Below are 13,399 nucleotides of genomic sequence, written 5' to 3' on the forward strand. Positions count from 1 at the left end.
AGACTGCGGCTAGCCGCCTCCCGGCGGTGCTGCAGGCCAGCGCGCGAGCGTCAGTCGCGGAAGTTCTTGTGCGTCAGCGGCTGCTCGGGAAACTCTTTCTTGAGCAGCGCGATGGCCTGTTGCAGGTCGTCGCGGTTCTTGCCGGTGACGCGCACTTCGTTGCCCTGGATGCTGGCCTGGACCTTGAGCTTGCTGTTCTTGATCGCGCCGGTGATCTTCTTGGCCAGCTCGGACTCGATGCCGTCCTTGATCTTGTCGACGCGGCGCAGCTTGTCGCCGCCAAGCTTTTCCAGCTTCTCGCCCTTGTCGATGAAGTTGATCGTCACGCCCTGCTTGGTCAGCTTGCTGACGAGCACCTCGTTGATCTGGTCGATCTGGAAGTCGCTGTCGCCGACCAGGTGGATCTCCTTTTCCTTCTCCTTGAGCTCGACGCTGGCACTGGTGCCCTTGAAATCGAAGCGGGTGCCGATTTCCTTGATGGCGGTGCTGACGCCGTTGTTGATCTTGACCATGTCGGGTTCGAGGGCGACGTCAAAGCTGGGCATGGCAGGAAACTTTCGGAAATAGCAGGCGCTGTTTGGCCTGCAAGGGCAAAGGAGAACGGGGAATAGCAGAAAATTCTGCCATGCAAATCGAAGCGGGCGTGAGCCTGAAGTCCTATAACACCTTTGGCCTGCCCGCGGTGGCCGGCCGGCTGGTGCGCATCACCGCAGACGCCGACGTGCGCCGGCTGCTGGAGCTGCCGGGCCTGGGCGGCGCGCCCAAGTTCGTGCTGGGCGGCGGCAGCAACGTGATCCTGACCCGGGACATGCCTGAGCTGGTGCTGAAGGTCGAGGTCAAGGGCATGCGCGTGGCGAGCGAAACGGCGGACGCCTTCATCGTCGAAGCCGGCGGCGGCGAGTCCTGGCACGACCTGGTCGCGTGGACGCTGGACCACGGCCTGCCCGGGCTGGAGAACATGGCGCTGATCCCCGGCACCGTGGGCGCGGCGCCGGTGCAGAACATTGGCGCCTACGGGCTGGAGCTGCAGGACCGCTTCGACTCGCTGGACGCGGTGGACCTGGTGACCGGCCGCAGCGTGCGGCTGGACGCTTCGCAATGCAAGTTCGGCTACCGCGACAGCATCTTCAAGCAGGCCCTGGCCGGCAAGAGCCTGATCACCCGGGTGCGCTTTCGCCTGCCCAGGCACTGGCAGCCGGTGCTGGGCTACCTGGACCTGGAGCGCAAGATGGCCGAGACCGGCAACCACGCGCCCGATGCCCGCACCCTCTTCGACTGGGTCTGCGCGATCCGCCGCGCCAAGCTGCCGGACCCGGCGGTGATCGGCAACGTCGGCAGCTTCTTCAAGAACCCGCTGGTCACGGCCGAGCAGTGTCGCGACATCATCGCCCGCGACCCGCATGTGGTGCACTACCCGATGGACGGCGGCGGCTTCAAGCTGGCGGCCGGCTGGCTGATCGACGCCTGCGGCTGGAAGGGCAAGACGGTGGGCCATGCGGGGGTCTACGAGAAGCAGGCGCTGGTGCTGGTGAACCGCGGCGGCGCCATCGGCTCCGAGGTGCAGACGCTGGCGCGGGCGATTCAAGAGAGCGTATACGGCCGCTTCGGCATCCGGCTGGAGATTGAGCCGGTGGTGGTCTAACTCACAGGAAGCCCAGGCACTCGCAAAGCGCCTGGCAGCGCGCCCAGCGCTCGCTCAAGCGTTCGGCCATGCGCTCGGCCTGGTCCGGCTGCTCGGCCAGCGCGTCGGCCTGGTGTTCGATCTCACGGGCCAGTTCGGCGATGCCGGCCTGGCCGACCAGTTCGGCAGCACCCTTGATCGCGTGGGCATGCTGGCGGATGCGGGCCGGCGCTTGCTCGCCCAGTGCTTCGCACAGCGCGGGCAGGGTGCCGCCGCTGTCGGCGAAGAAGTCGCGCAGCAGCGGGCGCAGGCCGTCGGCCGTCAGCAGCACGCACAGCTCGCCCAGCGTGGACAGGTTCAGGTGGCGGGCCATGTCGCCGGGTCGGGGGCGGACAGGCACAGCAGGGTGTGGCTGCGGAGCCTCGGCCGCTACGCTGGTTGGCGTGTTTGGCGGGGCTTGTGTTGCTGTCTCTAGAGGTGTCACGGGCGCAATGTCGACGGTTTTTGTGCCGTCCTGCGCCGCGCCGCGGGCCAGCGCAGCCTCGGCCATGGCTGCGTCGCGCGAGGCGGGCACGCGGCCCAGCAGCTGCTCCAGCGCGTCCCAGTGGAAGGGCTTGCTCAGGAAGCCGTTCATGCCGGCGGCCAGGGCCTGGGCACGGGTGTTCTCGAAGGCGTCCGCACTGACGGCGATGACCCGCACCCGGCCCAGCGGCGGCGCGCGGCGGCGCAGCTGGCGGGTGGCTTCCAGGCCGTCCATGCCGGGCATGTGCAGGTCCATCAGGATCAGGTCCGGGCAATGGCGCTCGGCCTCGCGCAGCGCTTCTTCGCCATTGCGCGCAAAACGCACCTGGTGGCCCAGGCGCGACAGCAGCGTGCCGACCACCATGCGGTTGGTCGCATGGTCCTCGGCGACCAGCACATCCAGCGCGCGGGCCGGCGGCGCGCCGCTTGCAATGCCTTCGGCCTGTGGCGGCTTGCAAGGCCGCAGCGGCAGCACCACGCTGAATTCGCTGCCCTGGCCGAGCTGGCTGCGCATGCGGATTTCGCCGTCCATCAGCCGCGCCAGGTTGCGGGTGATCTCCAACCCCAGGCCGGCGCCGCCGTACTGGCGCGAGATGCGGTCGTCGCCTTGGCTGAAGCGCTGGAACAGCCGGCCCTGCACGACCGGCGCAATGCCCACCCCGGTGTCGATCACCTGCAGTTGCACGGGCAAGCGCTGCTGCGCGTCCAGCGCGCCGGCGGGCTGGGCGATCAGCCGGATGCGACCGTGCTCGGTGAACTTGACCGCGTTCGACAGCAGGTTGAACAGCACCTGGCGGATGCGCGTGCCGTCGCCCAGCAGCCATTCCGGCAGCTGCGGGTCGACCAGGCATTCCAGCGCCAGGCCCTTGGCGTGTGCGGCCGGGCCCATGGTGGATTCGACCTCGCGCAGCAGCGCGCCCAGGCGCAGCGGCCGCAGGTCCAGCGTCATGCGGCCGGACTCCAGGCGCGAGAGGTCCAGGATGTCGTTCAGGATGGCCAGCAGGTGCTCGGCCGAGTCGCGCGCGGTGTGCACGAAGTGGGTCTGCTCCACGTCCAGCCGGGTGTCTTCGAGCAGGCTGAGCATGCCCAGCAGGCCGTTGAATGGCGTGCGCAGCTCGTGGCTCATGTTGGCCAGGAACACGCTCTTGGCCTGGTTGGCGCTGTCGGCCGCCTCGCGGGCGCTTTTCAGCCTGTCGGCCAGGTGCTCCAGCTCGGCGCCGCGCTGCTGGCTGGCGTGCCACTGGCGCAGCAGCACCGCGGCGAAGGCCAGCGTCATCAGGCTGAGCAGCGCCGTCAGGCCCACGCCGAGGTGGATCTGGCTGCGGATGCTGCTGTTGCGCCACAGCGTCTGGGCATGGCTGCGGGCATTGGCCTCGTCGGCCAGTGCATGCACAGGGGTTTGCAGCAGCGCCATCTCGTCGGCCAGGCTGTGCAGCAGCGCTGGCTCGGCCGGGCCGCTGCGCTGCAGCACCAGGTCCACCTGGCGCACCAGCGAGTTCAGCAGGCGCTGCAAGGCCTGGGGCTTGGCGCCCAGCAGCTCGGGCAGCGCACCGTCGTTGGGCTCGTTGCCGTCGCGGCCCGGCTTGAGCAGCAGCTGCACCTGGTTGGCAAAGCGCTCGTGCCGCTGGCGCAGGGAGACCTGGCTGGCGGCGTCCGGGTGGGCGGCCGCGGCCTCCAGTGCGTCGCGCAGCAGCAGGGTTTCGGTTTCCAGCTCGACCAGGTGCCAGACGCGGTTGTCCTCGTTGCGCTGCATGCTGGCGCTGAACAGCACGAACTGGCGCGACTGCACCCAGGCCACCGCGGCCAGCACGGCGATCAAGCCGACGCCGATCAGCATCAGCGCATGGCGGCGCACCGAAGCGGGCAGGCGCTCAGCCATGGTTCAGCGTTGGGGTCAGGCGGCCTCTGGCGAGGGTGGCACGATGGGCGCGGCCTGCCCCTCCCGCACCCGGGCCAGCGCCAGCTGCAGCACGCGGGCGTCGGTGGAGGCTCGGTGGCGCTGCAGTTGCAGGCTGTTGCGCACCTCGGCGCATGCGCCGTCCCAGTGCGCGGCGGCCTGGTCGTCCAGCAGCTCGTGCAGGTGGCGCAGCTTGAAGCTGGGCGTGAGGCCGGCTTCGTCGAACAGGATGGCCAGCCAGGCGTAGTCGTGGGCCCAGCTGTCGCAGTAGATGGTGGCGCCACGCAGCCGGCTGTTGAGCAGCTCGGCGACCTCGCGCGGCGGCTTGCCGTGCCGCGCCAGCACGTCGCGGGTGATGCCGTGCAGGTGCTCGGCTGCGCCGTCCCAGTGTTGCCAGTGCGGCGCGGGCTGCACCAGGGTGCAGACGGACTCGCCATCCGGCAGCACGAAGCCGACCTCGATCGGGTAACTGCCGCGGCCGAATCCGGAGGCCTCGACGTCGATCACGCAAGGCAGCGGCACGGCGTTCACGGCCGGGCCGGCGGTGGCCGCCGGGGCGAGGATGGGGCCGGCTCTGGGCATGCTTGTCTCCAACAACACAGGACGCCTGGCAAGCCAGGTGGCGACGGGACCGGCGGTGCGTGCGCCAAATCAGTGTGCAACAAGCGTACCCGCTGCGGGGCTTTGTCGCCCTTGAGACAAGTCCTACGGGCCGACCCCGGTGGCGGCACCGCGGCAGCGCCGCTACGCTGGGCCGATCGCGGCAGCCCGTGTGCTGCGCGCGGGCTCAGCACCGCGCCACCGCTTCTTCCGCATCTTCCGCTTCTTCGACTTCCCGCATGGACACGCCATGAAGACTGCCGATTCCATCGCCACCCCCGAGGCGCAGGCCACGGCCCTGCCCGAGCTGCCGCACCTGAAGCACTGGCCGCGGCGCCTGCCCAAGTCGCTGGTGGTGCCCGAGGTCAACCTGTGGTTCAACCTGGCAGTGACCGCCGCACGCTTCCCGAACCGGGCGGCCAACCTGTTCTTCGGCCACGCGCTGAGCTACGGGCAGCTCAAGCAGCAGGCCGAGGCGCTGGCCGGCTGGCTGCAGGCCCAGGGCATTGGCAAGGGCGACCGCGTGGCGCTGTTCCTGCAGAACTGCCCGCAGTTCGTGATCGCCTTCTACGCGGTGATGCGCTGCGACGCGGTGGTGGTGCCGGTGAACCCGATGAACCGGGTGGAGGAGTTCGGCCACTACATCAGCGACCCGGACACCAAGGCGGTGATCTGCGGTGCCGACGGCGCGGCCATCGTCGCCGAGGCCAACGCCGCGCTGCCGCCGCAGCAGCAATTGCAGACCCTGCTGGTGACGCGTTATTCGGACATGCTGCCTGCGCAGATCCCGGCTGCGCTGGCACCGCTGCCGGCCATCGAAGCCTGGCTGCGTGCCGACCCGCCGCTGCCGGCCGGTGCCTACCGCTGGGAAGAGGCGCTGGGTGCCGGCCTGCACCCGGCCGGGCCAGCCACCGCCTTGCCAGACGACCTGGCGCTGCTGCCCTACACCTCGGGCACCACCGGCCTGCCCAAGGGCTGCATGCACACGCACCGCACGCTGATGTCCAACACCTGCGGCGGCGGCATCTGGGGCTACGCCGGTGCCGAGTCGGTCAGTCTGGGCGTGGTGCCGATGTTCCACATCACCGGCATGCTCTACAACGTGCTGGCACCGGTGTATGGCGGCACCACGGTGGTCCTGCTGCCGCGCTGGGACCGCGAGCTGGCCGGCAGGCTGATCTCGCAATACAGGATCACGCACTGGACCTGCATCCCGACGATGATCATCGACCTGTTCAACAGCCCGAACCATCACCAGTTCGACCTGTCCAGCCTCGTGTACCTCTCCGGCGGCGGCGCGGCCATGCCGCAGGCGGTGGCCGAGCGGCTGCTGAAGGAATACGGGCTCACGTTCTCCGAAGGCTACGGCCTGACCGAAACCGCCGCGCCTTCGCACGGCAACCCGCCCGAGCGCTCCAAGCTGCAATGCCTGGGCATGCCGATCTTCGGCGTGGATTCGCGGGTCATCGACCCGGACACGCTGGCGCTGCTGCCACAGGGCGAGGTCGGCGAGATCGTGACGCACGGGCCCATGGTCTTCAAGGGCTACTGGAAACATCCGGAGGCGACGCGCGCGGCCTTCATCGAGCTGGGCGGCAAGCGCTTCTTCCGCACCGGCGACCTGGGCCGGGTCGACGAGGACGGCTACTTCTTCATCACCGACCGGCTCAAGCGCATGATCAACGCCAGCGGCTTCAAGGTCTGGCCCTCTGAGGTGGAGCTGCTGCTGTACCGCCACCCGGCGGTGGCCGAGGCCTGCGTGATCTCGGCCAAGGACGCCTACCGTGGCGAGACGGTCAAGGCCATCATCGTGCTGCGGGCCGAGGCCAGGGGCGTGACCAGCGAGCAGGCCATCATCGACTGGGCGCACGAGCACATGGCGGCCTACAAGGCGCCGCGCGTGGTCGAGTTTGTCGACACGCTGCCCAAGAGCGGTTCGGGCAAGGTGATGTGGCGGCTGTTGCAGGAGCGCGAGGGCGAGGCGACCAAGCGCTGAGCGGCTTCAGCCCTGGCCGACGATGCGCAGCGTCGGCGGTGGCGGCAACTCGGCGACTTCACGGTCCTGGCGGTCCTCACGCTTGCGCTCGGCCTTGTCGGCGTAGCAGGCGATGTCGGCCTGGTGCAGCCAGTCGGCGGTGTCCAGCGTGTCGCTGTCCAGCATCGCCAGGCCGAGGCTGGCGCCCACGCGCAGCTTTTGCACGCCCCAGGGCAACACGATGCTGTCGACCGCCTCGCGGATGTGGCCGGCCACGCGTTGCGCGGCCTCGGGCGGGCAGCTGGGCAGCAGCACGCCGAATTCGTCGCCGCCCAGGCGCACCACCAGGTCGCTGCCGCGCACCTGCTGGCCGATGGCCGCGGCCACCGCCTTCAGCATTGCATCGCCAGCGGCATGTCCGGCCGTGTCGTTGATCGGCTTGAAGCGGTCCAGGTCGATCACCAGCAGCGCCGCGGCCAGGCTGGCCGGGCGCTCGGCCAGCAGCCGGTTGGCGCGCTGCAGGAAGGCGCGGCGGTTGGCCAGGCCAGTCAGCAGATCGTGGCTGGCGGACCAGGCGAGTTGCTCACGCTCGGCCACTTCGCTGGAAATGTCGGACACCGTCCAGACGGTGCCGGCGCGCAGCTGGTGCTCGTCGACCAGCCGGCCGTGCAACCGGGCCCAGAACAGGCTGCCATCGGCCCGGCGCAGCTGCCAGTCGCCCTGGTAGCGCTGGCCGTTGCGGAAGGCCGCCTCGGACTCGGCCCTGGCGCGCTGCCAGTCCGGTTCTGCGCCGAAGACGATTTCCGGCGTGCTGCCCAGCAGCGCCTCGCGCGGGCGGCCGAACAGCCGGCAGAACTCGTCGCTCACCATCTCGGCCTTGCCGTCCCGGCTCACCGCGATCCCCAGCGGCGAGGCGTTCATCACCGAGCGCAGCTTGACCAGCACCTCGCGGTTCAGGTGCTCGACCTGCTCGCGCGCCGTGCTGACCTGGCGCAGCACCTGGCTCAGCTGGCCGATCTCGCCGTTCAGCGCCGGCCAGTCGCCGGCCGCATGGTCGCCGGGTTCGAACAAGCGCAGCGCGCGGCGGCGCAGCAGCGTCAGCGGCCGCAGCAGCCAGGCCACCACCAGCAGCAGGCAGGCGCCCAGCAGCAGCACCAAGGCGCCAGCCCATTGCAGCGCTTCCCTGCGCGCCTGGTGCAGCGGCGCGAGCAAGGCTTCTTCCGGCAACAGGCGCCAGACCACCCAGTCCGGCCCGGGCACGCCGGCATTGCTGACCATTTGGCCGGCTTGCGGCAGGCTGAGCCCGCTGGGCTCGACCGGTGCGCCGCTGGCCCACCAGGCTTCGGTCGCCTCGCGCAGCCCGGGCTCCTCCCGCAACTGGCCGAGCAGGCGGCGCGGCTCGGGGTGGGCGAGGATGCGGCCGTTGGCATCGGTGACGATCACGGTGGCACCGGTGTCGCCTGCGTTGCCGTTGGTGCTTTCGACCAGGTCCGACAGCAGCTCGCGGCTGGCCAGCTTCATCGCGCCGCCGATCACGCCATGCACGCGGCCGCTGCCGATGTCGGTCAACGGATGCACCAGCGCCACGACGGGCTGGCCCAGCACGCGGTCGGGCAGCGGCTCGGAGATGGCGGGCCTGGCCTGGGTGATGGCGGTCTGGAAGTAGTCGCGGTCGCCGATCCACACCTGCGGATGGCGCAGGCCCTGGCTGTCGGCAACCAGCAGCACCTTGCCATTGGCATCGGCCACGAACACATAGCTGAACAGCTCGCGCAGTGCGGGCGTGGCCTGGAGGGCGCTGGCCAGCCGCTGCGGATCGGCCAGCGTGGCCTCGTCCAGCAGGCTGGCGCTGGCGCGCAGTGCACGCTGCAGTTCCACGCAACGGCGCGACAGCACCGCGGCGCTGCGCACCACGCCGTCCAGCTCGCGCTGGCGCTGCATCTGCAGCAGGTCGCGCTCGGCGTGCTGGGTCAGCTGCACCGTGATCAGGCCAATGCCCAGCGCCAGCACCAGCACGCCGATGGCCGTGAGGCGGAACTTCAGCGAGGCGAACAGCGTGGACAGGCAGGCGGGCACGGACATGTTGTCCGTCTATCGGCCCCGCAGCTGCCTGACTTGAGCCAGGGGTCGGCGCCTGGTTCGGGCGCCGACGCCGGTTGTCACCGGCAGTTCAGCTTCCCGTGCCTGCCTTGGCCGGGCTTCCCAGCTGGGCCCACAAATACGCAAATTCCAGCGCCTGGCGGTCGGCCAGCTGGGCGTTGTCGGCCGCACCGCCGTGGCCGCCTTCGATGTTCTCGTAGTACAGCACCGGGTGGCCCTGCGCCATCATGCGGGCCGCCATCTTGCGCGCATGCCCGGGGTGGACCCGGTCGTCGCGCGTGGAGGTGACGAAGAAGACCCGCGGGTAGTGGGTCTTCTGGTGCACGTTCTGGTATGGGCTGTACTTGGAGATGAAACTCCATTCGGCCGGGTCGTCAGGGTTGCCGTATTCGCCCATCCAGCTGGCGCCGGCCAGCAGCTTGTTGAAGCGCTTCATGTCCAGCAGCGGCACCTGGCAGACCATGGCGTTGAACAGGTCCGGCCGCTGCATCATCACCGCGCCGACCAGCAGGCCGCCGTTGCTGCCGCCCTGGATGCCCAGTTGCTGGCGGGTCGTGATGTTGTTGGCCAGCAGGTCTTCGGCGACGGCGATGAAGTCGTCGTAGCTCTTCTGCTTGTGCGACTTGATGGCCGCCTGGTGCCAGGCCGGGCCGAACTCGCCGCCGCCGCGGATGTTGGCCACCACCAGCACGCCGCCCTTGCGCAGCCAGCCATGGCCCCAGCTGGCCGAGTACCAGGGCTGCATCGAGACCTCGAAGCCGCCATAGCCGTAGAGCAGCGTGGGGTTCTTGCCGTTGGCAATCGCGCCCTGTGGCCAGACCACGAAGTAGGGCACCCTGGTGCCGTCCTTGGACTTGGCAAAGCGCTGCTCGACGCGCATGCCGGCGGTGTCGAAAAACGCAGGGCGCGCCTTGATGCGCTCCAGCTGGTCCTGGTCGGCACGGCCGAGGTATAGTGAGTCGGGCGTCAGGAAGTCGACGTACGAGACGAAGAAGTGCTCGGCCAGCGGGTCGTCTGCCACCTGCGGGTCGTGCAGCGGCTGGACCTGCAGTGCGCCGGGGAAGGGTGTCTTCAGCTCGCGCTGCTGCCATTCCCCACCTTTTTCATTCGCCACCTTGCGCCAGGCGACGACACGGTTGGCCACGTTGTCCAGCACGTCCAGCAGCACCTGGCTGCGGGTGGTCGACCAGCCTTCCAGCGAGCGGGTGGCGGTGGGCGTGAACAGTGCGGTGAACTGGCGTTCGCCGCGCAGGTAGGCCTCGGCCGGGGCCATCAGCAGCGAGCCGCTGGCCCAGGTGCTGCCACCCACGGCCCAGTCGCTGCGCAGCTTGATCAGCAGCGCATCGCGCCAGAACGAGATCTGGGCGTCGGCCGGCTTGGCGACCGGCGTGCTCTTGCCGTCGTGCCAGAGCACCAGTTCGTCGGTGAAGAAGTCGGGCGCGCGGCCGAAGACCACGCGCTCGAAGCCAGGCGTGTGGTCGACCGAGATCGAGGCCGCGACGTCGGTCTTCTGCGCCTCGTAGACCGTGCGCGCGGCCGACAGCGGCTCGCCGCGCTTCCAAAGCTTGACCACGCGCGGGTAGCCGGAGTCGGTCAAGGAGCCGGGGCCGAAATCGGTGCCGACGAAAAGGGTGTTCTCGTCCAGCCATGCCACGTCCGACTTGGCCTCGGGCAGCGTGAAGCCTCCGTCGACGAAGCGCCGCGTGGCCAGGTCGAATTCGCGGACCACGGTGGCGTCCGCCCCGCCGCGCGACAGCGCGACCAGCGCCCGCGTGGACTTGCCGCCCAGCCGCGTGGCCCGGCTCCAGACCCAGTTCTCGTTCTCGGCCTTGGCCAGCGCGTCCAGGTCCAGGATCACGTCCCACTGCGGCTCGGCCTGGCGGTAGCTGTCCAGCGTGGTGCGGCGCCACAGGCCACGCGGGTGGGCGTGGTCCTTCCACAGGTTGTAGAGGTACTCGCCCTCGCGGCTGACCAGCGGAATGCGGTCGCGCGAGTCGAGGATGTCCTTCAGCCGGGTGCGCGTGGCTTCGAAGTCCGGCTGGGCTTCCAGCACGCTGCGCGACGCGGCGTTGTGTTCGCGGACCCAGTTCAGCGCCTTGTCGCCCAGCACGTCTTCCAGCCAGAGGTAGGGGTCCTCGGTAGCGACAGCGGTGGGAGCGACGGCGGCTGCGGCCGCGGAGATGGGATTTTGTGCCATGGCCAGTGGGGTGCCGGCCGCACCCAACAGGGCGAGGGCCTGGCGGCGGTTGAAGTGGGACATCGTCGGGACGCTTGTGGCGGTACAACACCAGCCGCCGGATCGGCGCTGGCACGGAACCGTCATGATAGGACGATGCCGCTTCCTGGTTCGGCGCGGGGCGGACGAGGCTTGTCGGCGGCCTGGGGGCGCTGTTCAGCGCTTGGCGTGCAGGCCCTTGAGCAGCTTGGGCTCGACGGTGATGGAACGGCTCGCGTCACCGACCCAGATCTGGCCTTCCTGCACCGTGACCTGCAGCTGCATGGTGCGCTGGGCCAGCGTGGCCAGCTCCTTGCTTTGGTCGGCCGGCACCTGCCAGACCTCCAGGTTGGGCAGTCGAACGACCTTGCCTTCCAGCGCCTGCCACCAGATGGGCACGGCGCTGGCGAAGGCCCACAGCTTGACCACTTCCGAGCGGCCGCAGGCCTTGGCCAGGCGCCGGTCGTCGGGCTGGCCGACCTCGATCCACTGCACCAGCTGGCCGGTCAGGTCCTTCTGCCACAGGTCCGGCGCGTCCGGATCCGACAGGCCGGCGGTGAATTCCAGGTTGCCGCGCAGGTCGTCGGCCGGCACGGAAAGGGCGAACGCCAGCAGCCGCATCATCATGCGTTCGTCGTTTTCCGACGGGTGGCGGGCCAGCGTGATCGCATGGTCGGCGTAAAGCGCGCGGTCCATGTCAGCGATCTGCAGCTGGGCCTTGAAGACGGTGGATTTGATGGCCATGGGGTGCGACAGCGGAACAGCCCGCCCAACGTGAGCGGGGTCCGAAGTGTAGGCGCTGGGCTGCGCAAGCCGCCCGAAGCCTCAAGTTGCGAAAGCCTGAGCCGATAGCCAGGGTATCTACCAATAGTGACGCCGGAGGCGATGCCCAGGCATCGAGCAGGCGACCGCATCATGATTTCCTTGCTGCTGAAGTTCCGGCTGCGTGCCCGTCTGTCGCTGTGCCTGGCGGGCGTGACCTTGCTGATGGCGCTGGCCTCTGCGGTGGGGGCCTGGCGCCTGCGCGTGCTGTCGGACGTGGCCGCCGAGCTCGGCGGCGTGGCGGCCGAGCGCGCACTGCTGGCGCGCGAGCTGCACGCCATCGTCGAGATCAGTTCCTTCCGCGCCGAAGCCTTGCTGGTGAGCGATGACAAGGCGCTGGCCACCCGCGTGGGCGCCGACCGCAAGCGCACCTCGGAGCGCTCAGCCGAGCTGCGCAAGCGCCTCGAATCGCTGCTGGACGACGCGCAGTCGCTGGCGCTGATGAAGCAGATCGACGCCGCAGGCAACCAGTTCCGCGACGTGCGCACCGCATTGGTCAAGCGCGATGCAGAAGGCTCGCATGTGTCGACCGAGGAAATTGAGCAGAAGCTGCGGCCCGCAGCGGCAGCCTATGCGAAGGCGGTCGACGAGTTGGCCAAACACGAAGCTTCGCTGGTCGAAGAGAAGCGGGCCGATGCCGTGGCTTCAGCCCGCACCGGCGAAGCGCTGCTGCTTGCGGGCGTGGTCGCCGGCCTGCTGGCATCAGCCCTGCTGGGCTGGGCGCTGACCGTGTCCATCCTGCGGCCGCTGCAGCAGGCGCAAGCCCTGGCGCGCCGCGTGGCCGACGGCGACCTGACGCCGCAGCGCTGGGACAGCCGCAGCCCGGACGAAGTCACCGCTCTGGTGACCGAGCTGCAGGGCATGCAGGCCATGCTGGCGCGCCTGGTCGGCGAAGTGCAGCAGGCCAGCGAACAGATTGGCACCGCCAGCCGCGAGGTGGCCACCGGCAACCTGGACCTGAGCCAGCGCACCGAGCAGACCGCCAGCAACCTGCAGCAGACCGCCAGCGCGATGGAGCAGCTGACCGGCACGGTGCAGCAGAGCGCCGAGTCGGCCCGGCAGGCGAATGCGCTGGCGGGCAGCGCGACTTCGGTGGCCGCGAGGGGTGGCGAAGTGGTCGGCCAGGTGGTGACGACGATGAACAGCATCAGCGCCAGCTCGCGCAAGATCGCCGACATCATCGGCGTGATCGACGGCATCGCCTTCCAGACCAACATCCTGGCGCTGAATGCCGCGGTGGAGGCGGCGCGGGCCGGTGAGCAGGGCCGCGGCTTTGCCGTGGTGGCCAGCGAGGTGCGTTCGCTGGCGCAGCGCTCGGCGGGTGCGGCGCGCGAGATCAAGTCGCTGATCGGCGCGTCGGTCGAAAGCGTCGAATCCGGTGCGCGCCTGGTGCAGAACGCGGGCGAGACGATGGGCGAAATCGTCAGCAGCGTGCAGCGCGTGGATCACATCATTCGCGAGATTTCGCATGCGGCCAGCGAGCAGAGCACCGGCATCGGCGAGATCGGCCGCTCGGTCAACCAGCTCGACCAGATGACCCAGCAGAACGCAGCGCTGGTCGAAGAGTCCGCCGCCGCGGCGCAAAGCCTGAAGGACCAGGCCCAGCGCCTGGCGGACGTGACCGCGCGCTTCCGCGTCGCGGCCTGA

At 69.6% G+C, this 13,399-nt stretch carries 9 protein-coding genes; 3 read left to right on the forward strand and 6 right to left on the reverse strand.

Annotation, left to right across the window (positions count from 1 at the left end):
• Window positions 1–50: 50 nt before the first annotated feature.
• Window positions 51–545 (reverse strand): YajQ family cyclic di-GMP-binding protein, encoded by a 495-nt coding sequence (locus tag LRH25_RS24715; RefSeq protein WP_141286745.1) that lies wholly within the window; start codon window positions 543–545, stop codon window positions 51–53.
• An 80-nt stretch (window positions 546–625) separates the two neighbouring features.
• Here LRH25_RS24715 and murB point away from each other — a divergent pair, with 80 nt between their 5' ends.
• Window positions 626–1,642 carry a UDP-N-acetylmuramate dehydrogenase gene (murB, locus tag LRH25_RS24720; RefSeq protein ID WP_141286743.1) on the forward strand — a complete coding sequence of 339 codons (1,017 nt, stop codon included), beginning with the start codon at window positions 626–628 and terminating at the stop codon, window positions 1,640–1,642.
• Between the two features lies 1 nt (window position 1,643).
• Here the strand turns inward: murB and LRH25_RS24725 are convergent, their stop codons facing one another.
• Both LRH25_RS24725 and LRH25_RS24730 read right to left on the reverse strand, forming a co-directional pair.
• Window positions 1,644–4,022 (reverse strand): response regulator, encoded by a 2,379-nt coding sequence (locus LRH25_RS24725; RefSeq protein ID WP_231012746.1) that lies wholly within the window; start codon window positions 4,020–4,022, stop codon window positions 1,644–1,646.
• Between the two features lie 15 nt (window positions 4,023–4,037).
• Entirely contained in the window at window positions 4,038–4,622 is a 585-nt protein-coding gene (locus LRH25_RS24730) for a 3'-5' exonuclease (RefSeq protein ID WP_231012747.1), read from the reverse strand.
• Window positions 4,623–4,890: 268 nt separating this feature from the next.
• On the opposite strand from LRH25_RS24730, the gene LRH25_RS24735 reads away from it, so the two are divergent.
• Window positions 4,891–6,636 carry a long-chain fatty acid--CoA ligase gene (locus tag LRH25_RS24735; RefSeq protein ID WP_141290922.1) on the forward strand — a complete coding sequence of 582 codons (1,746 nt, stop codon included), beginning with the start codon at window positions 4,891–4,893 and terminating at the stop codon, window positions 6,634–6,636.
• A 6-nt stretch (window positions 6,637–6,642) separates the two neighbouring features.
• Here the strand turns inward: LRH25_RS24735 and LRH25_RS24740 are convergent, their stop codons facing one another.
• The 3 genes from LRH25_RS24740 to LRH25_RS24750 form a co-directional block, all read right to left on the reverse strand.
• Entirely contained in the window at window positions 6,643–8,697 is a 2,055-nt protein-coding gene (locus LRH25_RS24740) for a sensor domain-containing diguanylate cyclase (protein WP_231012748.1), read from the reverse strand.
• Between the two features lie 88 nt (window positions 8,698–8,785).
• Window positions 8,786–10,975 (reverse strand): prolyl oligopeptidase family serine peptidase, encoded by a 2,190-nt coding sequence (locus tag LRH25_RS24745; RefSeq protein ID WP_231012749.1) that lies wholly within the window; start codon window positions 10,973–10,975, stop codon window positions 8,786–8,788.
• 132 nt (window positions 10,976–11,107) lie between these two features.
• Entirely contained in the window at window positions 11,108–11,674 is a 567-nt protein-coding gene (locus LRH25_RS24750; protein WP_141289077.1) for a YaeQ family protein, read from the reverse strand.
• Window positions 11,675–11,845: 171 nt separating this feature from the next.
• Here LRH25_RS24750 and LRH25_RS24755 point away from each other — a divergent pair, with 171 nt between their 5' ends.
• On the forward strand, window positions 11,846–13,399 hold the full coding sequence (locus LRH25_RS24755) for a methyl-accepting chemotaxis protein (protein WP_170200948.1): 1,554 nt from the start codon (window positions 11,846–11,848) through the stop codon (window positions 13,397–13,399).

Source organism: Ideonella azotifigens, from assembly GCF_021043325.1.
GTDB lineage: Bacteria > Pseudomonadota > Gammaproteobacteria > Burkholderiales > Burkholderiaceae_C > Ideonella > Ideonella azotifigens.